The sequence below is a fragment of the Paraburkholderia sp. RAU2J genome (genome assembly GCF_003634845.1).
Taxonomy (GTDB): Bacteria; Pseudomonadota; Gammaproteobacteria; order Burkholderiales; family Burkholderiaceae; genus Paraburkholderia; species Paraburkholderia fynbosensis.
Genome location: NZ_RBXG01000002.1, coordinates 2,087,155 through 2,112,584 on the forward strand (window position 1 = coordinate 2,087,155; position 25,430 = coordinate 2,112,584).

18 protein-coding genes and 1 pseudogene are annotated in these 25,430 nt (G+C 64.9%); 6 read left to right on the forward strand and 13 right to left on the reverse strand.

Features of this window, described 5'->3' with window-relative positions:
* Positions 1–36: 36 nt before the first annotated feature.
* Positions 37–225: pseudogene (locus B0G69_RS26770) on the forward strand (LysR family transcriptional regulator); the annotation flags it as partial.
* 111 nt (positions 226–336) lie between these two features.
* On the opposite strand, the gene B0G69_RS26775 reads toward B0G69_RS26770, so the two are convergent.
* Together B0G69_RS26775 and B0G69_RS26780 are read right to left on the reverse strand one after the other, a co-directional pair.
* Positions 337–747 (reverse strand): LysR family transcriptional regulator, encoded by a 411-nt coding sequence (locus tag B0G69_RS26775; RefSeq protein ID WP_241991476.1) that lies wholly within the window; start codon positions 745–747, stop codon positions 337–339.
* A gap of 52 nt (positions 748–799) precedes the next feature.
* Positions 800–1,456, reverse strand: coding sequence for a nitrogen fixation protein NifQ (locus B0G69_RS26780; RefSeq protein WP_241991477.1), 657 nt, complete (start codon positions 1,454–1,456; stop codon positions 800–802).
* Positions 1,457–1,924: 468 nt separating this feature from the next.
* On the opposite strand from B0G69_RS26780, the gene B0G69_RS26790 reads away from it, so the two are divergent.
* Both B0G69_RS26790 and B0G69_RS26795 read left to right on the forward strand, forming a co-directional pair.
* Positions 1,925–2,812 (forward strand): extracellular solute-binding protein, encoded by an 888-nt coding sequence (locus B0G69_RS26790; protein ID WP_121322573.1) that lies wholly within the window; start codon positions 1,925–1,927, stop codon positions 2,810–2,812.
* Positions 2,813–2,816: 4 nt separating this feature from the next.
* Positions 2,817–4,682, forward strand: coding sequence for an ATP-binding cassette domain-containing protein (locus B0G69_RS26795; protein WP_121322575.1), 1,866 nt, complete (start codon positions 2,817–2,819; stop codon positions 4,680–4,682).
* Here the strand turns inward: B0G69_RS26795 and B0G69_RS26800 are convergent.
* From B0G69_RS26800 to B0G69_RS26810, 3 genes are all read right to left on the reverse strand, one after another.
* Complete coding sequence (locus tag B0G69_RS26800; RefSeq protein WP_121322577.1) at positions 4,664–6,091, reverse strand: nicotinate phosphoribosyltransferase; 1,428 nt, start codon at positions 6,089–6,091, stop codon at positions 4,664–4,666. The genes B0G69_RS26795 and B0G69_RS26800 overlap by 19 nt on opposite strands.
* 88 nt (positions 6,092–6,179) lie before the next feature.
* A complete protein-coding gene (locus tag B0G69_RS26805) occupies positions 6,180–7,382 on the reverse strand; it encodes an AAA family ATPase (protein ID WP_121322579.1) in 1,203 nt (400 codons plus the stop codon).
* A gap of 109 nt (positions 7,383–7,491) precedes the next feature.
* Positions 7,492–7,821, reverse strand: coding sequence for a hypothetical protein (locus B0G69_RS26810; protein WP_241991478.1), 330 nt, complete (start codon positions 7,819–7,821; stop codon positions 7,492–7,494).
* 1,290 nt (positions 7,822–9,111) lie between these two features.
* On the opposite strand from B0G69_RS26810, the gene B0G69_RS26815 reads away from it, so the two are divergent.
* The 3 genes from B0G69_RS26815 (at position 9,112) to B0G69_RS26825 (ending at position 14,141) form a co-directional block, all read left to right on the forward strand.
* Complete coding sequence (locus B0G69_RS26815) at positions 9,112–10,548, forward strand: sigma-54 dependent transcriptional regulator (RefSeq protein ID WP_121322583.1); 1,437 nt, start codon at positions 9,112–9,114, stop codon at positions 10,546–10,548.
* Positions 10,549–10,677: 129 nt separating this feature from the next.
* On the forward strand, positions 10,678–11,007 hold the full coding sequence (locus tag B0G69_RS26820) for an NIPSNAP family protein (RefSeq protein ID WP_121322585.1): 330 nt from the start codon (positions 10,678–10,680) through the stop codon (positions 11,005–11,007).
* 458 nt (positions 11,008–11,465) lie between these two features.
* Entirely contained in the window at positions 11,466–14,141 is a 2,676-nt protein-coding gene (locus B0G69_RS26825) for a mechanosensitive ion channel domain-containing protein (RefSeq protein ID WP_121322587.1), read from the forward strand.
* Between the two features lie 150 nt (positions 14,142–14,291).
* On the opposite strand, the gene B0G69_RS26830 is transcribed toward B0G69_RS26825, so the two are convergent.
* The 8 genes from B0G69_RS26830 to B0G69_RS26865 form a co-directional block, all read right to left on the reverse strand.
* Positions 14,292–16,604 (reverse strand): ATP-dependent DNA helicase, encoded by a 2,313-nt coding sequence (locus B0G69_RS26830; RefSeq protein ID WP_121322589.1) that lies wholly within the window; start codon positions 16,602–16,604, stop codon positions 14,292–14,294.
* Complete coding sequence (locus B0G69_RS26835; RefSeq protein ID WP_121323907.1) at positions 16,601–18,388, reverse strand: VRR-NUC domain-containing protein; 1,788 nt, start codon at positions 18,386–18,388, stop codon at positions 16,601–16,603. Before B0G69_RS26835 ends, B0G69_RS26830 begins: the two co-directional genes overlap by 4 nt.
* A gap of 175 nt (positions 18,389–18,563) precedes the next feature.
* Positions 18,564–19,148: an LUD domain-containing protein gene (locus B0G69_RS26840; RefSeq protein WP_121322591.1), complete on the reverse strand. Its 585-nt coding sequence runs from the start codon at positions 19,146–19,148 to the stop codon at positions 18,564–18,566.
* Positions 19,135–20,526: a lactate utilization protein B gene (locus B0G69_RS26845; protein ID WP_121322593.1), complete on the reverse strand. Its 1,392-nt coding sequence runs from the start codon at positions 20,524–20,526 to the stop codon at positions 19,135–19,137. The genes B0G69_RS26840 and B0G69_RS26845 overlap by 14 nt, the downstream gene beginning before the upstream one ends.
* On the reverse strand, positions 20,523–21,266 hold the full coding sequence (locus B0G69_RS26850) for a (Fe-S)-binding protein (RefSeq protein ID WP_121322595.1): 744 nt from the start codon (positions 21,264–21,266) through the stop codon (positions 20,523–20,525). The genes B0G69_RS26845 and B0G69_RS26850 overlap by 4 nt, the downstream gene beginning before the upstream one ends.
* A 252-nt stretch (positions 21,267–21,518) precedes the next feature.
* A complete protein-coding gene (locus B0G69_RS26855) occupies positions 21,519–22,265 on the reverse strand; it encodes a FadR/GntR family transcriptional regulator (RefSeq protein ID WP_121322597.1) in 747 nt (248 codons plus the stop codon).
* A 177-nt stretch (positions 22,266–22,442) separates the two neighbouring features.
* Complete coding sequence (locus B0G69_RS26860; RefSeq protein ID WP_121322599.1) at positions 22,443–23,621, reverse strand: aminotransferase class I/II-fold pyridoxal phosphate-dependent enzyme; 1,179 nt, start codon at positions 23,619–23,621, stop codon at positions 22,443–22,445.
* A 141-nt stretch (positions 23,622–23,762) separates the two neighbouring features.
* Positions 23,763–25,244: an RNA polymerase factor sigma-54 gene (locus B0G69_RS26865; protein WP_121322601.1), complete on the reverse strand. Its 1,482-nt coding sequence runs from the start codon at positions 25,242–25,244 to the stop codon at positions 23,763–23,765.
* Between the last annotated feature and the right edge of the window lie 186 nt (positions 25,245–25,430).

Sequence of the window (25,430 nt, forward strand, 5' to 3'; positions counted from 1 at the left end):
ACAAAATAATTGACGTTATTGGCAAGACGGAAAAATATGAGGCAGCTCGAACTCCGTCATATTCACGCCTTCGTCTGTGTCGCGAGGCAGCTCCACTTCTCACGCGCCGTCGACCAACACGGCATCGCCGCGCCGACGCTCACCAAGTTGATTCAGGATGCCGAACGGTTGCTCGACGTGCGGCTCTTTCATCGCACGACGCGTTCGGTGGCGTTGAGCGCGGCGAGAGGACGTCGCGCTCAACTCGGCAACCCGCCACCGTCGGCGTTTTGCCTGCGGCACGGCTGAGCGCGAGGCTCGCTGAGCCAGGGATCGCGAGGGCCACGGGGACCCCGTTCAGGAACGGATCAGCCGCGTCAGCTCGGCGATCTGCTTCGCGCAACTTCGTTGCGCCTCTTCTTCGACGTCGCGATACAGGCGAATGATGGTTTCGCCAACCGGAGTGAGCGTGCAGCCGCCGCCGCTTTGACCGCCCTGCTCCGAATGCGTGGCCGGCGACTTGAGCGACCGGTTCAATTCGTCGATCAGCAGCCAGGCGCGCCGGTACGACATGTCGAGGCTGCGCGCCGCCGCCGAGATCGAACCGTACTCGCGCACCGCTTCGAGCAGAGCGACTTTGCCCGGCCCGAGCGCGACGGCATCCGCACTGCGAATGCGCATCCGGAAGCGCACTTCGGGGCGCGGCTTCGCGGATTTCTGCGCGGATTTCTTCGTCGCCGCGGGTTTGGTTTTTGCGGTGTCAGCCATGCGCGAAAGCATACACGAACCGCTTCGCGCTGCCACCCTGGCCGAACGGCCTTCAACGTTGTGGCGGGAAGCAATATCCGTAGTCTTCGCAGCCGGGGCAACCGGGCGCGGGGCCGGGCAGCAAGCCCAACGAAAGCGCGCGCTGTGCGGCGAGGAATTTTTTCCAGCGCAGGTTGGCGACATTCAGCGTGACGAGCGTGGGGAAATAGCGCGTCAGCATCCACGTGACTTCGGTGCGTCCGGCGAGGCCGAGGTCGCGCCACAGGTGGTCGGGGCGCAAGCATGCGTGGGCGATGATCGTGGCGAGGCAGTGCGCATCGTCGGCGTGGACGGTGAGGCTTGCGAGGGCGAGCAGGAGTGCGTGGAGCGAGTGGACGAAGGAGATGTGCTCGTCGGTGTTGGCATTCATGCCGACGTTGCGCGGCAATGCCACTTCGGCCGCATGCGTGAAATGCCGCGCCAACAGCGCATGCCACTCGCGCGGCCGCAGCCCGAGCAATGCGAGTTCGTCATGCGCGTCGCGCGCGGCGATCAGCTTGGCGAAAAGCCGCGTGTCGGCACTGGCCGCATTCGTCGTTGCATGCAGCCATTGATTCATGCACGCGGCGACTTGCGGGTCGAGCGGCAACGACAGCGGTTCGACGTCGCACGCGCCAACTCCGGCAGCCGATACGGCAGGAGCAGCGCGTGCAAGCGGATCGTCAGACATGGCGGCAGAGCGATGATGAAGAGCCCACCATGTTACGCCAGCCTTCCGAACCCACGCATCAGTGCCAATATCAGTCGTCGACGGTGCGCTCGTGCTGAGCGGACGGTTTCAGCGTCCGCAGTCGCACAGCCTCGAAGCGCTTCGGCGTTACGACAGCGTGACGGCCACGCCTTTCGATCTGCGTTGCTATACGACGAACCGCTTCGACCTGGCGGCCTGTTCATTCGCTATGTCCGTGTGTATATTACGCTGCGATGGCGGCAGCGTTGTGCATCAACGCGTCAATACGCGGTAAACCGCCGCGCATATCGGCCGTTTCGCCGCCGTCGGCGTGACGCTTGGCGTTCGTGGCAAACGACGGCGCACGGTCCGCTAAACCGGCCATGTCACCGCACAACGCGAGGCAACGCAAAGCAACGTAATGGCGTCGTAATGTGACGCTCTCAAATAACGCATCGGGGTTATCGCATGATTCGCAAGCTGCTCGCTTCTCTCGTGGTCGTCACCGGCATCATGACGGCCGCGCCCACCTTCGCGCAGGACTCGGGCAACAACACGGTCAACGTCCTGTACGCCGGTTCGCTCGTCAATCTGATGGAGCGCAGCATCGGCCCCGCATTCGAGAAAGCCACCGGCCAGCAGTTCCGCGGCTACGCGGCGGGTTCCAACAAGATCGCCAACGAAATCAAGGGCAAGCTGCGGCGTGGCGACGTGTTCATCAGCGCGAGCCCGAAGGTGAACAGCAGCCTGATGGGCGACGCGAACGGCGATCACGTCACGTGGTATGTGAATTTCGCCGAGTCGCCGTTGATGATCGGTTATAACCCGCAGAGCAAATTCGCGTCGCAGTTCAGAAGCAAGCGCTGGGACCAGGTGCTGCAGCAGCCGGGTATTCGCATCGGCCGCACCGATCCGAAGCTCGATCCGAAAGGCGCATTCAGCGTCGAAATGATGACGAAAGCGGCCGAGCTCTACCATCAGCCGGACCTGGTTGAGAAGACGCTCGGCACGCCGGAAAATCCCGCGCAGGTGCTGCCCGAGGAAACGCTGGTGGGCCGCCTGCAATCAGGCCAGCTCGATGCAGGCTTTTTCTATTCGACCGAGACGTCCGACCTGAAGATTCCGGCGATCCACCCGGCACCTGAATTGCAGGCCAAGGCCAGCTATACCCTGACGATCCTCAACGACGCGCCGAACCGCCCCGGCGCGGTCAGCTTCGTCGACTTCCTGCTGAGCGAGCAAGGCCGCGCCCTGCTCAAGCAGCATGGCGTGGACGTTGTCAAACCCGTCGTGAGCGGCAGCGTGCAGTCGATACCGCCTTCGGTGCAAGCGGTCATCGACGCCGCCACGCACTGACGCGGTGAAGCGCGCCGCTGCACGACCGCTGCTGTGGCTGGCGGCACTGTTGGCTGTCTATCTGTGTGCTCCGTTCGTCGCGAGCGTGCCGCAACTCGGCGCCGCGGATTGGGCGAACGTCGACTGGCGCGCGACGTGGTCGGCGGTCGGCGTATCGACGGCGAGCGCCACGGTGGCCTCGTTCGTGATCCTGTTGGGCGGCGTGCCGCTCGGCTATTTCCTCGCGCGGTCGAATACGCGCAAGATGGCGCTGCTCGGCTTCGTCGTGCAGTTGCCGCTGGCGCTGCCGCCGCTTACGAGCGGCGTGCTGCTGCTGTTTCTGCTTGGGCCGTATAGCGGAATCGGCCGCCTCACCGGCGGCGGCCTGACGGATTCGTTCGCCGGCATCGTGCTGGCGGAAATCTTCGTGGCCGCGCCGTTTCTGATCATCGCCGCGAAGTCCGCGTTCGCCGCGGTCGATCCGGTGCTCGACGACGTCGCCGCCACGCTCGGCCATCATGCCAGCAGCCGCTTTTTCCGCGTGATGCTGCCGGTGGCGTGGCCGGCAATTCGCGCAGGACTCGCGCTCGCCTGGCTGCGTGCATTCGGCGAATTCGGCGCGACCGTGATGGTCGCCTATCACCCGTATTCGTTGCCGGTCTACACGTACGTGGTATTCGGCGGCCAGGGGCTGCCGGCAATGATGCCATTGCTGCTGCCGACGCTCGCGATCGCGATACTCTGCGCCGCGCTGTCCATCTACAGTCTTCGGCAAAAACCCGCGCCCGACCAGACCGAAAACGGCGACGACACGCTCGAACCCGGCACAGATCTCACCGCGAGCCGCGGCGACGCCGACAATCGCCGCCTCACGTTCCATCTGCAACGTCAGTTGGGCGCCTTCGATCTCGACATCGCGTGGACGCCGGCTACCCGGCGTCTGGCGATTATCGGGCCGTCGGGTTCGGGCAAATCGCTAGCGCTGCGTCTGATCGCGGGGCTCGAATCGAACGCGTCGAGCACGGTACGGCTCGGCGCGACCGAGTTGCACACGCTGCCGCCCGAGCGCCGCCAGATCGGCTACATGCCGCAGGACTACGGCCTGTTTCCGCACATGAGCGTGGTGCGCCAGCTCAGCTTTCCCGTCGATGCCGACGCCGCCAGCGCACGTTACTGGCTCGATCATCTGGGCCTCGCGCCGCTGGTTGGACGGTTGCCGCATCAGCTGTCGTTCGGTCAGCGGCAACGGGTGGCGCTCGCGCGCGCGCTCACGCGACATAGCGAGCTGCTGCTGTTCGACGAGCCGTTCGCCGCGCTGGACACGCCGCGGCGGCGCCGCTTGCAGCAATCGCTGCGGGCATTGCAGCGCGAGATCGCCGCGGTGACGATCATCGTCACGCACGATCCGGATGAAGCCGCGCTGCTCGCCGACGAGGTGCTGGTGGTCGAACAGGGGCGCGTGCTGCAGGCGGGCGCGATCGCCGACGTGTTCGAGCGGCCCGCTTCGATGCGGGTGGCCGCCCTGCTCGGCTTGCATAACGTCGGCGGAGGTTCGATGAGCGCGGCGGGTCAGGTGCAGATCGCTCCGGGCTTGATGGTGACGACGGCTAACCGTGTATCCCTTCCCGCCGCGGGCCAACGCGTCATGTGGCGCGTGTCGTCGCATGCGTTGACCGTGACGCCACAAGGCGCGCACGCGGGGGTCGTCGAGTCGGTCGAACTGCGGCGCGGCGAGCGCTATGTTCGCGTGAATATCGCCGGAGTGCGCTTCGACCTTGCCAGCGAAGACGCCGGTTTGCGCGAGGGTGCGCCGTGCCGGCTCGACATCCGCGCGGCGGGCGTGAACATCTGGGCCGCGGCGTGCGGCGCACGTCAGGCTTCGTCCGCGTGAGCCCGGTTCCTGATTTCGGCGAGCGACGCATCGACCAGTAGCTTGCCGGACTCGAATACCGTCACGAGTGCTTCGTCCCACTCGCCCGCGACGGTGTGTTCATCCCACGTGACGGGCAGCGTGACGGTCCGGTACTCACCGGTGCGGCGATGCTTCAGCAACGTCAGACGCCCTTTCATCGAACGCTTCGCGGCATCCGTGACGGGGTCTTTGCGCACGTCGTGCCACTCGTCGCCAAGGCGGATCGCGGAACACTTCATCGCGAAGCGCTGCGTGTCGCGGTTGATCTGCTGCAACAGCGCGCCGCCCATGCCGAATACGATGTTATCGGCCGCGAAGCCGGCCTCGTCCATCGCGGCGAGGATCGTCGCGATGGAATCGGGGTTCACGCCATCGCCCTGAATCACGCGCACGTTGTTGAGCACGCGCCGGCCCTTGCCATTCACCACCGAGCCGAACGATGCGTCGAGCGCGCGCAGCGTCTGCAATACGATCGTGCGCGGATCGCCGGAGTCGGGCCGGATCACGAGAGTGGCGCCTGAATCGAGCACGGCCTGTTTCAACTGAGTGCCCCATACGTCGAGCGCGGCAAACAGATCGTAGGAATCGGACACCACCGAGACGATCGCGCCCGGCTTGCCGAAGCGCGCGATCATGTTGCGGAACGCGTCGGTCTCGCGCTCGCGGCCCCATGACGTGATGGTGCTGTGTTCGGCGGCCGGCACGGAAAACGCCGCCATCGTTTCGTTGTAGTAGTGGTTCGCCGCCGCCACGCCGAACACCGTGTCCGAACCCATGAAACTGACCAGATGCGCGGCGCCGCCGATCGCCGCCGACTCCGCGCTCGACACCCCGCGCGCGCCGAAATCGTGCAGCTTGAACGGCAATTGCGCGAGATCGTCGCTGCTTTTTTGCAGGTAGGCGCGGATCGTTTTTCGCAGATGCCAGCTTTGCGTCGCCACCGTGATCGGATACCACACGCGCAACAGCATCGTTTCCAGATACGAAGCGAGCCAGAACACCTGCGGGTCGTCGCATTCGACCGTCACCAGCACGTTGTGCGTCGGCACCACCGAGCCCTCCGGCACCGCGCGAATCCGCACCGGCAGATAGCCGCCGCACTGCTCGACCACGTAGCGCCAACCCGCTTCGTTGAACGGCTCGCCATGCGTACCGAAAAACGCTTTGGCCTGCTCGATCATGGCCGGCCTGACCGGCCGGCACAGGTATTCCTTCAGCAGCATTTGCAGACCGAAGAACAGCGTGCGCTCATAGCGCCCGCCACGCGACTCGATGTACGAGAACATCGCCGACGCCTGGGGCGGATATTGCAGATAGTGCGAGGCCTTGTACGAATCCGTGTTGAGAATCGGATTGGACAGGATCGACGCGATGTCGCCAGCGCTCACGTGAGTTCCCCAGGGTAATCGAACGGATGCGGTTCTTTTACCATACACCGTCAAAATAGCCGTGCAACGTGCCGCTCAACGGACCGGTTCAAAGCCCCGGCTTCAGTTGCGGCGGCAGATTCGGCCACGTGGCTAGCAGCCGCCCGATCATGCTCTTCCGGCGTTCGGCGATGACCGGCAACAGCATGTTGGCGAGCAGGCCGATGCCGTGGGCGAGCGCGCTGTCGCGCGCCAGCGTGACGAGCGGCACGCCGCGGCACAGCGCCTCGTTGACGTGGCGGTCGTCGCGCGGAAGCTGATGCGCGACTTTCGCGCCGAGGGTCTTTTCGAGCGTCGGCAGATTGATCTGCGCGTTCTTGTCGTATTGATTGACCACCACTCGCACCTTTGCGGCCGGATAACCAAGTTCCCGGAAGATGTCGAGCATGCGGCGCCCGCCGTGCAGGTACAGCGGCGTCTGCCGCACCACCATGCAGATCGCGTCGCTATGATCGAGCGCATGGATCGTCAACGGGTTCAGGCTCTGGCCGATGTCGATCAGCACGTCATCGTAGCGCTCGCGCACCAGCGCGAGAATCCGCTGCAGTTGCGCGGGCCGCAACTCGGCGGCCTTGAGCGGGTCGCCCGCGCCGGCCAGCACGTCGAGGTTCGCATGCACGCGCATCACGCACGAGTCGAACAGCGCGGCGTCGAGGTGATCGATCTGCGAACATAGATCGGCGAGCGTGGTCGGCGGGGGCCTGTCGGCCATCAGCAGGCTCGCATCGGCGAATTGCTGGCTGAGGTCGATCAGCAGCACGCGCCGCTCGCGCTGCGCGGCGAGCGAACAGGCGAGATTGACCGCGATCAGCGTCGTGCCGCTGCCGCCCTTGCTCGATGCCAGCGACACCACGCGGCCCGCGCGCCGCCCGGCCGCGGTTTTCCTCGCGTCGATCTGGGTGAGCGCGGCGGCGATCGCGGGCGGATTGAGCGGCCATGACAGCACGTGCTGCACGCCGACGCGCATCGCCGCGCCGAGCAATGCAGTGGCCGGCGAGCGCACCACCAGCATGCAATCGAGCATCGGCCAGCAGGCGAGCGCCTCCTCGATACCGTCCATTTCACGCGCGTTCAGATTGGCGTCGTCGACGATCAGCAGATCGGCATTGCGGATCAGGCGCGCGTGCGCGCGCAGTTGCCGGGCCGAGCCGTAGGCCGTGCGCAACCGGTAACGCACGCCGCTTCCCTCGAGCCGCGCGACGATCTGCTGCGCGTGGTCGATGCTGGCGGCAATCAGGAAGATGTCGATCATGTCAGGTCTCCATCGGTCTGAGGCCGCCGGTTGGGGAGGCCACGCCGACCTCCCCGTCGGCGTGCGGACTCATTCGCCGTTATTCGTTGTTGTGCTTTGTTATGCGTCGTTATTCGTCGAACTCCGTTGGCCGGATCTGCGCGTCACGCTCGTGATCGGCATGCCGCTCGGGCGACACCGGCATTTCATAGAGCGCGTCGCGCAACGCGTCGCGCCGGATCTCGGCCTGGGCCTTGCGCCTGAGCGCCTCGGCAACCACCAGCGTCATGACATCGACCGGTGCCTCGGCGAACAGCGCGCGCCGTCGCGCCGCGACACCCCGGCGATAGGAAAGCCCGGTTGCGCCCGCGCTGGGCAAAGGGTCCGTCCGCACGACAGCGTCCGGCTCGCGAATCAGTTTTTTCATAACAGCCCCCGAAAGATGAGCCTCTTTGCCCACGTTTTTTGTCCAGATGTCCGTGTCCGTGCGACAGCACGGACACGGCACCCAGTCCACCTCGTAACATGTCTCTCTCTGGAGACTGTGGCCTCTCCCCGCTTCTTCGCACCGGCTGGTCCTGCCCGGCGCTACCCCTGCCCTTGTTCGGTGGTGCGTCACTCGCCAAACTGGGCGAATGCGGCACTCGTCGTTATTGACATCCCACTTCAGGTCGATCGCTAAAAGGGACCTACCTGATCGCGAGTCAATTTCACGTCATCCGGTACGGAATGCCGATAATCCGTGTATCGGTCATTCAGCCGTTTTTTTGATCGACGCCCGTTCCGTTGGCCCCGCCGCCACCTCACAAACCCGGCTTCCCCGGCCGTGCTTGTGAAATCCGTGTTGCCGCCGGCTTTTTTCCAATCTCAGCTTTCCCCGTGCTGTGGACCGGGTCGGCAACGCATTCAGATTTATCGTGCAGTGCTTATTGCAATGGCCATGCCATGCGGACCGGAAGCCTTATGCCGCCGTGAATCATGCGGCGTGGCAGCCGTGTCCGGAATCGTCCGTGCCGGAAGTTGATTCGTTCTTGACACGCCCATGCGCCAAGGTGCGCCGCGCCGCGGAGAAACCCGGCGCTCGCCGGCGACCCGCCAATCCCGCGCGGGCCATGACGGGCCATGGTTTGCGCAACGCGCCCAGTTAGCGATGCTGACCGTCCGAAGCATCACGTCACGCTGGCACGGGCCTGCCCGATATGTAGCAGGCATGAGACGAACCAAATTGCCAACATGCCATTCGCATCGCGATTTAGCGCGGCGCGATTGCATGGTTATGTGGGAAGCCTCTCATAACCCGGCTTGACCGGTTTTTTTTAATCGTCCTCAGCGCGCCAATTGCACAAAAATCATTTCTTAATCCCGATTTGTTTGTATGGCGCTATCAGGCGCTTTCGCTTATCTTTAAGCCACGCGCCAATTAGAGCGCCGTTTTCAGGTCATCGAGGCAAGAAACGGTTTTGTGATTCGGGGATGAAGGCGTGCGGCGGTTTCAGCAATGAACGCTTACGCTATTGGTCCACCATGCAGCATTTCGCGGTTTATGCCGCCCGCTCCATGCCCCATCATTGCAACCGCCGTATGCGTCGTCGCCGGACTGCTGCAGCCGGTCCTGAACGTTGAACACAAACCAGCCCGATCCGCGCGAGCGGACCGGGCTGGTTCAGTTGACTGAAGGCCGGCGCCGCCCACCGGCGTTTCCAATGTGTCGAACAGCAGTCCTGAGAGCGGCATCGAACCCGGGGGTAACATGACTACGACTTGCACGCCCGTCGACGCGGAACGCACCGTTCTGTACGTGTCGAACTCGCCCGATCAGAAGCTCGTCGATTTTCTGGCCACGTCTGGCTGGCAAGCCGTGCACGCCAAAAGCACGGCCATCGCCGAACGCATGATCGAGCGCGGCAATATCAAGGTCGGCCTCGTGCAACTGCCCGACGAGTGCACGTCGCAGCATCTGTCAGCGCTCGCGTCGTGCATGCGGCGCGTCGAGACCAACTGGGTCGCGCAGATCGTCCCCGGCCAGGCGGAAGACGAACTGGTCAGCCGCTTCATCCTCGATTACTGCTTCGACTTCGTCACGCGGCCGTGGCTGAACGACCGGCTCGTGTTCGCGCTCGGCCATGCGCACGGGCTGTCGAGCCTGCGTCACGCGCCCGACGCGCCGGAGCCTTCGCTCGGGCGGCACGGCATGGTCGGACAATGCGAGCCCATGCAGCAGCTTTATCGACGCATCGACAAATGCGGCGTGACCGACGCGCCGGTGTTCGTCGCCGGCGAATCGGGCACCGGCAAGGAATTGACCGCTCGTGCGATTCACGAGCGCTCGCCGCGCGCCGGCCGCGCGTTCGTCGCAATCAATTGCGCCGCGATTGCGCCGAGCCTGCTGCAAGCCGAACTGTTCGGCCACGAGCGCGGCGCGTTCACCGGCGCGCTGCAACGCAAGATCGGCCGGATCGAAAGCGCGCACGAGGGCACGCTTTTTCTCGACGAAATCGGCGACATGCCGCACGAATGCCAGGCAGTCCTGCTGCGCTTTCTGCAGGAAGGCACGATCGAGCGGCTCGGCGGCAATGGGTCAATCAAGGTCGACGCGCGGGTCATTTCGGCGACCCACGTCGATCTGGACAAGGCGGTCGAAGACGGGCGCTTCCGCTCCGACCTGTATCACCGGCTGTGCGTGCTGCGCCTCGTCGAGCCGCCATTGCGCGAGCGCGGCGGCGACATCAAGCTGCTCGCCAACTACGCGCTCAGCATGTACCGGCAGGACGGCGCGCGCAAACTGCGCGGGCTGTCGAGCGACGCGATCGTCGCGATGTCGAACTATCCGTGGCCGGGCAATGTGCGCGAGCTGATCAACTGCGTGCGGCGCGCGGTGGTGATGAGCGAGGGCCGCTTCATCACCGCGAGCGACCTCGGTCTGCCGGAAGCGGACAACGGCCCGGCGGTGACGCTTGCGGAAATCCGCAGCAAGGCCGAAAAGGACGCGGTCGAGCACGCGCTGCAGCGGCATGGCTACAAGCTGTCCGAAGCGGCGGCCGAGCTAGGCATTTCGCGCGCGACACTGTACCGGCTGATGCATGCGAACCGGTTGCATCAGGAACCCGCCGCGGCCCGGGCGTCGAACGCGACAGGCGGCCCGGACGCCGACGACGAGGCGCAGCGGCAAACGTCCTCGGTGGCTTGAGCCAGGGCGTTCGCGGCGCTGGACCTTTGCGCTCGACACTTCATCCGGCCGTGAAACATCGCGGGCCGGCGCCCGTCATACTGATCTCCATGCGGTTTCGTCCGGCCGCACACCACCCGGAGCTTCACTATGGCGATCACCTGCTTCATCCGCTATCAGATCGACCCTTTCCAGCGCGCCGCTTTCGACGAATACGCCCGCAACTGGGGGCGTATTATTCCGCGCTGCGGCGGTCATCTGACTGGCTACTTTCTGCCGCACGAAGGCACCAACGACATCGCGTGGGGTCTCGTCACGTTCGACAGCCTCGCGGCCTACGAAACCTATCGCGCGCGACTGCGCAGCGACGCCGAAGCGCTCGAGAACTTCCGCTTCGCGCAGACGAGGCGCTTCATTCTGCGTGAGGAGCGTAGTTTCACCGAAGTGGTCGACGGGACGTTCGGCATCGCGCCGGTTTGAGCGAGCAGCGCCGTGTAATTACGATGACACGGCTGCCTCGGGTTCAGGCACTAGCTCGCCAATCGGTGCTTGCCGCCGCGTGGGTCCCATTTGCCCCATCTGCCCCGCCTCCCCCTCGCCGCACACGCGGAAACCCCCGCCACATCGCGACGCAAGCCCCCTCTGAAGACACCGGACCGACCAGCGGGCAAGCTTCGTGCTACGCGTATTCGCCGGGCCTCGGCCGGGCCGTTCGCCCCTGTCCGCCTGGCATGGACGTCGTCATCGGCTATCGTTACGCCTGGCATGCGGCTCACGCAGGGCGCGCGTTGCGTCCCCGGCCCAGCCGACAGCCTTCACCCAACGACGATTCACCTGCGGAACTTGTACGCCCCGACCAGTGTCGGTTCATGGTCACGCCGCCGAACCATCCCGTGTTTCGGCACAATGTCCGCCCCCGGTATCCCGCCTTACACCCTATGCGCAAACTATTTCACGTCTGGCTTCTGCTTTTCTTCGTCATCGGCGCGGCGCCGACCGTTGCCGCCGCCGCGCCAGCCGCACCCGCGACGCCGGTCTCCGGCAGCGCGAGCCTGACGCCCCAGCAGGCACGCGACGCCCTCGCCGTGCTCAACGACCCGAAACGCCGCGCGCAAGTCGCCGATACGCTGCAAGCGATCGCCGCCGCCGGCGCGCTGAGCGCACCGCCCGTGGCCGCCTCCGCGGCGGCTGCCGCGTCGGCCCCCGCAGCGGCCAGCGGTCCCGCCGCGCTTGTGCCCGACGCGTTCAAATCCAACGGACTCGCGTCGCAAATGGCCCGTCAGGGCGCCCATTGGGCGATGCACCTCGGCAAGTCCCTGCGCGGCTCGCTCGCCGCGCTGCTCGACGTCACGTCGGTACGCGCGTGGTGGAACTGGCAGTTGACGAGCCCGCATGCGCGCGCCTTGCTGATCAACGTCCTGTGGACGCTGCTGGCCGCGCTGGTGCCCGCACTTGTGGTCGAATGGCTCGCGCGGCGTTTGCTGCGCCGCGCGTACCTGGCCATCGCCGCGCGTCGCGAACGCAACGATCAGGACGAATTCAACGGCGACGACGCACAAGCCACACAAGCCACGACGCCCGCCGACACCGCGCCGCATGCAGCACAAACGCCCGGTGCCGCGCCGACCCTGCCATTGCCGCTGCCCACGGGACCGGTGCCGCCGGTGCTCGAAGCCGAAGTGCAAGCGGTCAGTACTGCTGCGGTGGCCGATCCGGCTTCCGCCGAAGACCGCGTCATCGAAGCCCAGGGCAAGCGCAAAGCCACTCACCACTGGACGCTGCTGCAGCGTCTGCCACGCGCGCTGTTGATCACCGCGCTGCGCCTGCTGCCGCTCGCGGTGTTCGTCGGCGCGGCGAGCGCGCTGATCTCGGTGTTCACCACCAATGGCACCCCGCAGGACCGCGCGCTCGATTCGCTGATCGACATCTACGTGCTGTGCCGCGTAATCGTGATCATCGGCGACTTCTTTCTGCAACCCACCGCGCCGCGACTGCGTCTGCTGCGCATGGGCGACGCCTGGGCCGTCTTCGTGCAACGCTGGATCGTGCGGATTGTCGGCGTGGTTGGCGCGGGCGTCGCCCTCGCCGAGGTCGCGCAGTCGCTCGGCCTGAACGACGCCGCGCATCTCGCGCTGTTGAAAGTGGTGGCGCTCGCCGGCCACGTGATGATCTCGATCCTGATCCTGCAATGCGCAAGACCGGTCGGCGATCTGATCCGCCAGCGCTTCGCGAAGCACGACTCGCTGGAAATGTTCACCAACGCGCTCGCGGACGCCTGGGCGTGGTTCACGGCCGCCATCGTGATGGCGCTGTGGTTCGTGTGGGCGTTCGACGTGCAGAACGGCTATCACGCGCTGCTTCACGTCGGCGGCTGGACCGTGGCGATTCTGGTCGGCGCGCGGCTCGCGTCGATCGTGATCTTCGGGGCGCTGGCACGGCTCTTCCAGGCGCAGGACGAGTCAGAGAAATCGCTCGTGCACCAGCATGCTTACCGCTATTACCCGCTGCTGCGGCGGGTAATCGGCTGGGTCATCGGCGTCGTCACCGCGCTGGGGCTGTTGCAGGCGTGGGGCGCCGACGTCGTCGACCTGTTCAGCGCCGGCACGATCGGCCATCGGTTCGCGTCGGCGCTCGCCACCATCGGCGTGGCCGCGATCATTGCACTGATCGTGTGGGAAATCGTCAACGTCTCGGTCGAACGGCGGCTGGACCGCTGGACCACCAGCGGCGACCTCGTGCGCGCCGCGCGCTTGCGCACGCTGCTGCCGATGCTGCGCAGCGCGCTGTTCTGCGTGATCGCGCTGGTGGTGGTGCTGACCGGCCTGAGCGAACTCGGCGTGAACATCGGGCCGCTGCTCGCGGGCGCGAGCATCTTCGGCGTCGCGCTCGGCTTCGGTTCGCAAAAGCTGGTGCAGGATTTCATCACCGGCATTTTCCTGTTGATGGAAAACGCGATGCAGGTCGGCGACTGGGTCACGCTCGCGGGGGTGTCCGGCACGGTCGAATATCTGTCGATCCGCACCGTGCGGCTGCGCGGCAGCGACGGATCGCTGTTCACCGTGCCGTTCAGTTCGGTCTCGACGGTGAACAACACGAATCGAGGGCTCGGCAATGCGGCGGTGCGCGTGAACATCGTGTTCGGCCAGGACGTCGATCTGGCGATCAACACGCTCAAGGAAATCGGCGCAGCGCTGCGCGAGGACGAGAAATTCCAGGCCGGTATCCTGTCGGACTTCGCGTTCTGGGGCGTCGATGCGGTGGACGGTTCCGCGGTCACGCTGGCCGGTCAGATGCAGTGCCGCGACACCGCGCGCTGGGGGGTGCAGCGCGAATTCAACCGGCGCATCGTCGACCGTTTCCGCGAGCTTGGCATCGAGATCGCGAATCCGCAGCGCAATCTGCTGACGTGGGATGCCGGGAGCGTGGTGGCCAAAGTTGAAGGGGGTGGGTCGTCCGGGCCGGCGTTGAGGGATGCGCCAGTTGACGATGCTGCGTCGAGCGCGGCGAGCCGACAAGGCGATGCGCCGGTCGAAGACCAGATTCCCGTCGATCCGAAGCCGGCAGGTGGTCCGGGAACGCCCGGCAATCCGGGGACGCCGTCACCGCATGCATGATGCGGCGCGTGCGAACGGCGCCTGGTGTTTGGGCTAACGCGGGTTCGCCCCGGCGCCAGGCCGCCGTGATGTGTCGTGCGCGGCCCGCTGCGCGACGCCAACCAGCCACGCGGCTCACACAACACCGCGAGCCGTGACGCCCGATCGCCCCTACTGTACTTGCCACCAACGCGGCAACAGGCGGCGCACTTCGGGCCGCCGATACCGGTCATCGATCAGGTGCACCACGCCCTGGTCCTGTTCCGTGCGGATCACGCGACCGGCCGCCTGCACCACCTTGCGCAAGCCCGGATACAGATACATGTAGTCGTAGCCGTTGCCGAACCTCGCGTCCATGGTGCGGCGCATCTGCTCGTTGACCTCGTTCATCTGCGGCAAGCCGAGCGTCGCGATGAATGCGCCGATCAACTGCTGACCGGTCAGATCGACGCCTTCTGAAAACGCCCCGCCGAGCACCGCGAAACCCACCCCCTGATTCATGGTGCGAAAGCGCGCGAGAAACGCGTCGCGGGCGGCTTCGTCCATGCCCGGTTCCTGCGCCCAGACCGGCAAGGCCGGATGCCGTTCGCGCATCAATTCGACCACCCGCTGCAGGTACTCGAAACTGCTCAGGAAGCCCAGGTAATTGCCCGGCTGCGCCGCATACTGCCGCGCGATCAGATCGACGATTGGCACGAGCGAGCGCTCGCGGTCGCGCCAGCGCGTCGACACATTACCCGCCACATGCACCTGCAATTGCTCCGCGCGAAACGGCCCTTCGACGTCGAGCCATTGCGTCTGCTGCGGCAATCCCAGCGTGTCGCGATAGAAATGCTGCGGGTTGAGCGTGCCGGAGAACATCACGGTCGTGCGCGCGGCCGCGTAGCGCGGCGCGAGAAACGGCGCGGGAATCACGTTGCGCACGCAGAGCGTGGCGCCGGTTTTGTCGCGCGGGGCGTAACGGTCCGTGCTGAGCGTGACGTCGAAAATCGAGTGCTCGCCGAATTGCTCGGCCAGCGCGACGAAATGCATCGCATCGAAGAAAAAACGCAGCGCGGTGTCGTCGATTGAAAGCGGCGCTTCGGCGAGCTGATCCGTGACCGCGCCGATCAGATTCTGCGCGGCCGACAGCAGTTTGCCCGGAACCCCGGCATAGACCTGATACGTGCCGGTCTGCGCCCGCTTGACGGCGTTCCACTCGCGCTGCAAGCGTTCGAGCGGCTTGCGCAAGCTGGCCGGCGCGGTCTTGCGCGCGATCCGGAACGCCGCCTGGTCGAGCGATGCCGTGTACATGCGCCGCGCGCGGTCGAGCAGATTGTGCGCCTCGTCCACCAGCACGCCGACGCGCCACTGATTGATCTGCGTGAGCGCATACAGCATCGCATTGCTGTCGTAGTAGTAGTTGTAATCGCCGACCACGACGTCGGCCCAGCGCGCCAGTTCCTGCGCCAGATAGTACGGGCAAACCTCGTGCGCGAGCGCGGCTGCGCGCACCGCCGCGCGGTCGAGGCGCGGGCCTGCGAGTGCCGGGTCGAGTGCGGTGTTGAGTGCGGGGTTGAGTGCGGCATCGCGGGCCGCGTCGAGCCGGTCGTAGAAGCCGCGCGCGAGCGGACACGATTCGCCATTGCACGCTTTGTCGGGATGCTCGCAGGCTTTGTCGCGCGCGACCAGTTCGAGCGTTCTCAACGGCAATCGCGCACCGGGCGACGCGGCGCTCTGCTGCAACGTGTCGATTGCATCGAGCGCGAGCGCACGGCCCGGCGTCTTCGCGGTCAGAAAGAAAACGCGATCGATCTGCTCCGAGGCACACGCCTTGAGCAACGGGAAAATCGTCGCCAGCGTCTTGCCGATGCCGGTAGGCGCCTGCGCCATCAAGGGCTTGCCGTCTCGCGCCGCGCGATATACCGACACCGCCAGCTCGCGCTGCCCGCTGCGAAACTGCCCATGAGGAAACTGCAAGGCGCCGAGCGCGGCGTTGCGTGCCGCGCGATGCGCCTCTTCCTGCACGGCCCAATCGAGAAAACACTCGCACTGCTCGACGAAGAAAATTTCCAGCTCGCGCGCCGTATGCGTTTGCGTCAGCAGCGTCTCCTTCTGACTGCCGATGTCGAAGTAGACCAGCGCGACCGCCAACTCGGCCAGCCCGCGTGCACGGCACAGCAGATGACCGTACACAAGCGCCTGCGCCCAATGCAGGGTGCGGTGATTGGCGGGCATCCGCTCCAGATCGCCGCGATGCGTCTTCACCTCCTCGAGACGATTCGCCGCCGGATCGTAACCGTCGGCGCGGCCGCGCACGGTGAGACTGCGATGCGTACCGGTCAGCGTGATCTCGGTTTCGTAGCCGCTTGCGCGCCGCCCTGCCACCGTCGCGTGACCGGCCATGCCTTCCAGCGACGTGGGCGCAGGTGTGAAGCGCAGATCCAGATCGCCGCGCCGCGCGGTGAATTCGCACATTGCGCGCACAGCCACTACGTAGCTCATGTAGCGGCTCCGTTGTCGAACTTCGCGACGGCCTCAGACGCGGCTGCGCTCTGCGTCAGCGCATCATCATGCCAATCCTCGGCCCAACGCACATCGAGCACGCGCACTGGCATGCCGTGCAGCGTGCAATACGCGAGCCAGCGAATCTGGTTGTCCTGCAAGCGATCGCCGGGCCCTTTCACCTCGATCAGTTCATAGCGGCGCTCGGCTGGCCAGAAGCGGATCAAGTCCGGCAGGCCCGAACGGTTGCCGCGAATATCGCGCAGCAGGCGCTCGAACCACAACTTCAGATGCGCGGCGGGCAGACAGTCTAGCGCGAGCGCGACAAGCTCCTGCGACAGCAGCCCCCAGAACACGAACGGCGACTGCAGCCCCGCCTTGCTGTGCAGATGCCGCAGAATCGTCTCGCGATAGGCATCGCTATCGAGTTGCGCGAGGCACGCGGCAAACTGGTCCGCGCGGCGCGCATGGAAATCCGGCGCATACAGATCGGCCGGGCCGCGCTGGAACGGATGAAAAAACGCGCCGGGCAGCGCCGCGAACACTGGCTCCCAGCACAGCAAACCGAATAGCGAATTGATCAGTGCGTTCTCGACATAGTGCACCGGCGCGGTATCGCACGTCAGATGATCGCGCGCGACGTATTCGACTGCTTGCGGCGTCTCGGGCTTCGGCAACACCAGCGTCCTGCGCTCGATCGGGCGCGCTGCCGGCGTGCGCAGCGCCGGCTCGCCACGCTTGCGCCGCAAACGCGGCAACATGCGCGCGATGCGCTGCGCCTCCTCTTCGCTTTCAGGCGCGGCCGCGGCATGCGAGGCCAACGCGAACGCTTCGTCGAAACGCTCGCTGCGTTCGAGCACGCGCATACGCCGATGACGCGCGCCAGGCCACGCGCAACGCTCATACACCGCAAGCGCCGCGGTCCAGTTCTGTCGCCGTTCGCACTCGTAGCCGATACGGAACAGCAATTTCGAACGACGCATGTCGAGCCACGGGTTTCCCGTTTCGATCGAGACGACCGTAGCAACGAGTTCGTCGATCGCGCTCGCGCCATCGACAATGGGTAGCCACTCCAGCGCTTCACGGCATGCATGCAGCGCCAGATAAACATCGACGTCGGCGCGTTGCCGGAATGCGCGCGATGAGGGGGCGAACGCCACCTTTTCGTACTGGAACACGCCGAGATCGGCCAGCACGAACTCCGACCAGTCCTGCTGCAAATTGCCGAAGAACATCAGACGCAGCCGCTCGCAGAGCGGCGCAATCGCGACGTGAAAAACGTGGTCCGTGGCGCCGCTGTGCCACGCGGCAAGCGGGCGACGTGCGGGATTTTCCGCGTCGCCGCCGGTTTCATGAAACGGCCGCAGCGTGTCCAGCAGATCCGATTTGCGCAAGCTCTTCGCGCCGGGAATCAGGGCGATGGCTTCGGCGAATATCTCCAGCAACTGAGGGCGCGTGCTGAGCGCGAACAGATCGTCGAGTGAAAGCTGCGGCTCGGTGTCGACCCAGCCGAGCGCCGCCATCGGCGCGACCGCCTGCAACGGGCAGCCAATCTCGTCATACGCCAGACGGCTCGCGCGAAACAGCGCGCCTTTGCGCATCAGCATACGCACCAGCAGCGCGCGCGACGCTTGCGGCAAACCGGCGAAAGCGTCGAGGAACGCGAGTTCGTGCGCGTCCATCAGATCGTCGTAACGCGTGGCGAGCCACGCCAGCGCGCGCTCGAAGTTCAGCAGGTAGTAAGGGACGTCAGAGCGGAGTTCTGATCGAGCATCGGTTGCCACGGCTTTTTGCATAACCTGTATGTTTATACAGTGATGATAGCAAAGTCCGTGGCGGGTTCCGCGTGTCGGCGTGACTGATCAATGAAACACGCACGCCGCCCCGCCTGGGCTGCACGCCCCTTGGCCAACGAGTATTCGACGCAGCCGATTCGATTGCGTCGAGTGAATCATCGCGTCATGGCGCGATCCACACCACCGTCAGCGAGCGCACGCCCTGCGCGCCGCGAATCAGTACCCCTTCGATGTCGGCCGTCGCCGACGGTCCCGTGACGAGTGCCGCATAACGCGCGGCACGGAAGTCGTCGCGCCGGTAGACGTCCTGCAGACCGTCGATCAATTGCGCCGGATCGAGCAGCACGACCAGATGCTGGACGATATAGCCCAGCGCGTTGACGACATACTCGCGTTCGCTGAACCACACGGAGCCGGTTTCGGCGACCCCGAAACGTGCCCGCACCACACCGACGTCGATGTCCTGCAATGAAGCGGGCTCCGTGTCCGCCGTGAGCACGCGCGTCCCCGGCACTTCGGGCGTTGCCGATGCAATCGACGCCTCGGCGCCGAAGCGCTCGCGAATCAGCATGCTCACGTCGCTGGCAGCTGCCGCGTCGACACAGGTGCCGCCCATCATCTGCAACGCCGCCGTAAAACGCGCGCGCAGATCGCCGCCCGCCGCGTCGAACAGCGGCACGTCGGGACGAGGCCGCGCCGCTGGTTGCGCCTGCCGCACCTTCGCCAGAAAAGCCTCACGGGTTGCCATCGCCGCCTCCACGATTCTTTTTGTACCAGGCATGGAAGGTCAGCTTCGGCGCCTCCGGCAACTCACGCTGCTTGCCCCAGATATTGAGCGGGTTGTACAGCATGAAATTCGGCAGATGCCGCAATGCGCCGCCCATCGACGACACCGTCGCGCGATACAGAGTCGGACTCGCGAGCAGACGCCCTGCCATCTTCAATACTTCCTGCTTCACGAACGGCACTTCATGACGCTCGGCGATCACCGTGCGCCATTTGTAAATCTGCTCGTGAATGTTGATCTTCACGGGACACACGTTCGTGCAACTGCCGTTGAGCGTCGACGCGAACGGCAGTGCGCTGTAGCGCTTCAGATCGAACGTCGGATTGATGATCGCGCCGATCGGCCCGGAGTAAGTGCCACCATACGACAGCCCGCCACTGCGCCGATATACCGGACAGGTGTTCATGCACGCGCCGCAGCGGATGCATTTGAGCGAGTACCAGAAGTCCTCCATCGCGAGGCGCTCCGAGCGGCCGTGATCGACGAGGATGTAGTGCATCTCGGTACCCGGTCGCGGTGCACGGAAATGCGACGTGTATTGCGTGATCGGCGAACCGAGCGCACTGCGCGACAGCATGCGCACGAACACGCCGAGGTCCGACACCCTGGGAATGATCTTCTCGATACCGATCGACGCGATGTGCAGCGGCGGGACATTCGCCGACAGATCCGCATTGCCTTCGTTAGTACACACGACGACCGTGCCTGTCTCCGCCACCGCGAAATTGCAGCCGGTCATGCCGGCGGTTTTCTCGCGCACGAAGTAAGGGCGCGTATTCATCCGCTGGCTTTCCGCGAGGTAGTGAATGTCGCTGTTCTGCGGATCGGTGCCGATGGTACGGCCGAACAGTTCGGCGACGTCGGCGCGCAGTTTATGAACCGCGGGCACCACCATATGACTCGGGTCCTGATGATCGAGCTGCTGGATGCGTTCGCCGAGATCCGTCTCCATCACCGTGATGCCGCGCGGTTCGAGATACTCGCGCATCTTGCATTCGTCGGTGAGCATCGACTTGCTTTTGACGAGCGTGGTCATGCCGCGCTCCGACATGATCTTGTGCACCAGCGCGTTGTGCTCTTCGGCAGTGGCGGCCCAATGCACCACCACGCCATTGGCCTCGGCCGCCGCCGCAAACTGTTCGAGATAGTCGGACAGATGCGACAACGTGTGTTCCTTGATGCCCGAGGCCAGTTCGCGCAACGTCTCCCATTCGGCGATGCCGTGCGCCTGCGCGTCGCGCTTCTCACGTAAATCCCACAGACGCTTGTCATGAAACGCGACGTGCTCGGTCTTCTTGATGAAGGCACCTGCCGCTTTCGCGTGATCGATCCTGCTCATGCGCGTGCTCCATTAAGAACCTGCGCGATATGGATAAAGCGCGCATCGGCTTTCATGCGTTCCGCGCAGCCTTGCTGGTGCATCAGACATGACATGTCGCCGGACACGATGTATTCGGCGCCCGCCTGCAGATGATCGCGCACCTTGTCCTGCCCCATGCGCACCGACACCGGTTCCTCGGTAACGGAGAACGTGCCGCCGAACCCGCAACATTCGTCGGGCCTTGCCGGCTTGACGAACTCGATGCCCTTCACGCGTTCGAGCAACGCGCGCGGCTTTGAAAACGGCGCGGCCGCGATTTCCGACACCGACGCTTCCTTGAGATGGCGCAGCGCGCTGCAACTGTTGTGTAAGCCGACGCGATGCGGAAACTCGGCCCACGGAAATTCACGCGCGCCGACCACGTCATGCAGAAACTCCACCAGTTCATAGGCATTCGCGCGGACCTTCTTCACGTCGCCGGTCTGCTCGATCGCGCTCAGATGCTCGCGCACATGATGAATGCAGCTCGCCGACGGCCCGACGATGTAGTCGTAGCCCGCGAAGTTGCGCGCGAACACACGCTCGGCGCCGGCTGCCTCGGCGTGCGCGCCACTGTTGGCCATCGGCTGGCCGCAGCAGGTTTGCTCCTGCGGATAGTCGACCTCGATGCCGAAGCGTTCGAGCAGTTCGAGCGTGGCGATCCCCACTTCGGGATAGAACGCGTCGATGAAGCACGGGACAAACAGGGCGACTTTCATAAGCTCTTTGGAATGACGAAGCGACGGCGGGGACTCGCCTACTCTACTGCGAAATCGGGCTGGGAAGCCATGGCGGCCCGGTCTGCGTCCGGTGGAGCGGTAGTAGGGTGATTTGTAAGACTGGTCATGTTGGTCTGACCAAGAATATAAGGAAGACGCCGAAGGGTGTCAATCGGGGGAAAGCGGGGAACAGGACCGGGAAAAGCGCGAGTGAGCTGACTGCGCGTGCCGCGCGCTCACTGAATCAGGCACTCACGAGATCGCGCTGGCCGGAGGTTTCGCCGCATCGTCCTTATACATCTCGCGCACGTATGTGAGGTGACGTTCGGCCGCCTTGCGCGCCTTCTGCGCGTCGCGCGCCATCACGGCGTCGTAGATAGCCTGATGCTGGTTCATCAACTGCTTTTCCATCGCGTCATCGTAGTCGATCAACCGATGATACTGGCGCATCCCCTCACGAATCAGCGTATGGATGCCGTGCATCACGTGCGCGAGCGCGACGTTGTGCGTGGAGTCGGCAATCGCGAGGTGAAACGCAGCGTCCAGTTCAGCGAGATTCACGCGATCTCCTGACAAGGAGCCCGCTTTCAATGCGTCGAACGCTGCGCTGATCTTCTTGAGGTCCGCGGCGGTGGCGCGTTGCGCGGCATACACCGTCGAAATCGATTCGAGTCCCTGGCGCAACTCGAGAATATCGGCACTGGTGCGCGGATTTTGCAGCAACAGCTCGGCGAGCGGCCTGGAGATGATCGGCGCGGTCACGTCGACCACGGTAAAACCGCCGCGCCCCGAGGTTTCGATATACCCGTCCGCTTCGAGCCGAATCAGCGCTTCCCGCAGCGAAGGGCGCGACACGCCGAGCTGCGTTGCCAGATCACGCTCGGCCGGCAGCCGGTCGCCCGGCATCAAGGTGCCCTCGGAGATCAGTTGCTTGATCTGGTCGGACACCACGTCGGAGAGTCGTTTGCGCGTGAAAGACTGGATCGGGAGGAATGGCATGGGCAGCGATGAAGGAAGCCGGTTCGAAAGACAGCCTGGCAGGCGGCAGACCCACAACGTTCTACACACAACGTCGAACCGCCGCCTCGCTGTGCGTGAATTATACCGTTCAACGGTTTGCGCCGAATGTGCGTGGCGAGGACGCCGCGCAGCACATGTTGCGACCTCAACGCACTCTCACCGCGCCCGCAACCCGTCCACGAACGCGGCGATCCGCTCGCACGCATCGATCAGCCGCGCTTCATCCACCACGAAACCGAGGCGCACGAACCCGTTCGCGGTCTCGCCGAAAGCGCTCGCGTCGAGCACCGACACGCCCTTCGCGCGAAACAGCTGCCAGGTGAAATCCACCGTGTCGAGCCCCGTGCCGCTGACGTCGACCATCATGAACATGCCCGCCTCGGGCAACAGGCAGCGCAAGCCCGGCACGCGATGTAGCCGCTCGAATACGACGTTGCGGCGGCGCCGGTAGATTTCGCGCATTTCGGCGACGATTGCCGCCTTGTTCTGCACGGCCGTCAACGCAGCCTGCTGGATGAAGCCTGGCAGACCGTAGAGCATCGCCAGCGCGAGGCGCCCCATATGCTCGATCAGCTCCGTGGGCCCGACCGCCCAGCCGACGCGCCAACCCGCCATCGCATGCGACTTCGACAGACTGCCGAGCGTCACCGTGCGCTCCGCCATGCCGGGCAGCGACACGATGCTCACGTGTTCGCGCTCGAATGTGAGCTCCGCATAGACCTCGTCGGACAACACCCACAAATCGTGCTGACAGGCGAGCCGCGCAATGCGTTCGAGATCGGCACGCGGCATCACCACGCCAGTCGGATTGCATGGCGTGGCGAAGAAAATCGCCTTGGTGCGCGGCGTGAGCGCCGCTTCGAGCGCATCGCAGTCGACGTGAAACGCCCGCGCCGGATCGACCGGCACCGGCACGAGCGTGGCGCCCGCCGCACGCACGCAAGCCTCGTAGGTGAGATACATCGGCTCGGGGACGATCACTTCGTCGCCCGCTTCGAGCAGGCACAACGACACGGCAAACACACCGTTTTGCGCGCCCGCGGTCAGGATCACGTTGGCGGCGCCCGCGGCGCTTCCGGTCGTGCGCGCATGTTCGACGGCAATCGCCTCGCGCAGCGGCTCGCGGCCCGACACCGCGCTGTAGTGCGTATCGCCGCCGCGCAATGCGTCGATCGCGCGCTCGACGATCGGCGCGGGTGTCGCGAAGTCCGGGTCGCCCACGCTCAGCACGATGACGTCTTCGCCCGCGGCGGCGGCCAGTTGCGCGACACGATGGATTTCCCAGGCCGACGTGCGTCTGCCTTGCAGGCGCCCGACCAGATTCGAGTACTTCATTGCGCTCACCCGTTTCGATTCGACCCGCCAATGTAATGGCGCGCGCACGAAACGTCCAGATACGAAAAGGGCCACGCGCGCGGACAGCCTCGCGTGGCCCTCGTGCGCAGCCCTTTTCGACAGAAGCGGCGCGCTTAACGCTTAAATCTGGCGGCGCAATTCCGCCGGCGGCACCTTCATCAGATGCCGGTACTTCGCGACGGTGCGCCGCGCCACGAGCACACCCTGATCCGCGAGCATCTTCGCGAGCGTCACGTCGGAGAGCGGATCACGCGTGTTTTCGGCGGCGATCATTTCCTTGAGCAGCGCGCGCACCGCCGCGGCCGAACACGTGCCGCCGCTTTCAGTGCCAAGCTCGCGCGGGAAGAAGTGTTTGAACTCGAAGATGCCGCGCGGCGTCGCCATATATTTGTTGCCGGTCGCGCGCGAAATCGTCGATTCATGCAGGCCGAGTTCTTCGGCCACATCGCGCAGCACCATCGGCTTCAGTGCGATTTCGCCGTACTGGAAGAACGCCTTCTGATGCGCGACGATGCACTCGGCGACGCGTTGAATCGTGTCGAAGCGTTGTTGCGCGTTGCGGATCAGCCAGCGCGCTTCCTGCAACTGCTGGGCGAGCGGCGAACGGCTCGCGCCGGCCGACTGTGCGAACAGCTCCGCGTACATGCGATGAATCCGCGCGCGCGGCTGCACCGCCGGATTGATCGACACCGTCCACTTGTTGCGCACCTGACGCACGATCACGTCCGGCACGACGTAGTTGTCTTCCGTGCGGCCGTAGCAATTGCCCGGCTTCGGATCGAGCTTGCGCACGAGCGCGCAGGCAACGCGCAATTCCTCGGCGCTGCAGCCGATCTGCTTTTGCAATTCCGCCTGCTCGCGGCGCGCGAGACGTTCCAGATGATGTTCGACGATCTGCTGAGCGACGTCGCGCCCCGGCGTATCGGCGGGCAATGCATGCACCTGCAGCGACAAGCATTCCGACAACGACCGCGCACCGAGCCCCGGACGATCGAGCGACTGCACGAGGCGCAACGCCACCAGCAGTTCTTCTTCGGTCAGTTCCGGTTCGAGATCGACACTATCCGCGAGATCGCAGAGTTCCTGGCGCAGATAGCCGTCATCGTCGAGTGCCTCGATGATGAAGCGGGCCACCGCGCGGTCGCGATCGTCGAGACGGTAAAGGCGCAGCGAGTCGTGCAACTGCTCGCGCAAAGTCGGTTGCGAACGAGCCCATTCGGCGGGATCGCTGCTGTCGGAGTCGCCGTTCTGGCGCGCCGAACTGCGGGTGCTGTAGTCGCCCGAAAAGTCGCCGGGCATGTCGTCCTGGCCCGCGCTTTCCAGCGTGTCGTTGCCGGCGGTTTCCGACTGCAGCGCCTCGGGCTCCGCGGCGGCGACCGTGTCCGTCGCGGCCGGGGCGCCGGGTTCCTCGCCCGTCGATGCGGTTGCGAGTGCGACATCCTCCGTTTCCGACGAGTCATATTCGAGAAAGGGATTGGTGTCGAGCGCGGTGCGCAACTCCTGTTGAAACTCCAGAGACGACAACTGCAACAGACGCACCGATTGCTGCAGACGCGGCGTGAGTGCGAGAGACTGCCTTGTGCGTAGTTCAATTGAAGGCATTGTAGTGAGATCCCGTAATTGAGCTGGAAAATGACTGTCGCCTCAACAGAGCAACTGTCGTACCAGGTCGCCCAACACCCTGTTTCTTATACGCTTTGCTTTTTCAGGCCCGCCAATTGCGCACTCGTCGCGCACCCTTTTTACAAATACCCGGCAAATTCCGGTTCCCCTCCTGTGGCCCCGCCG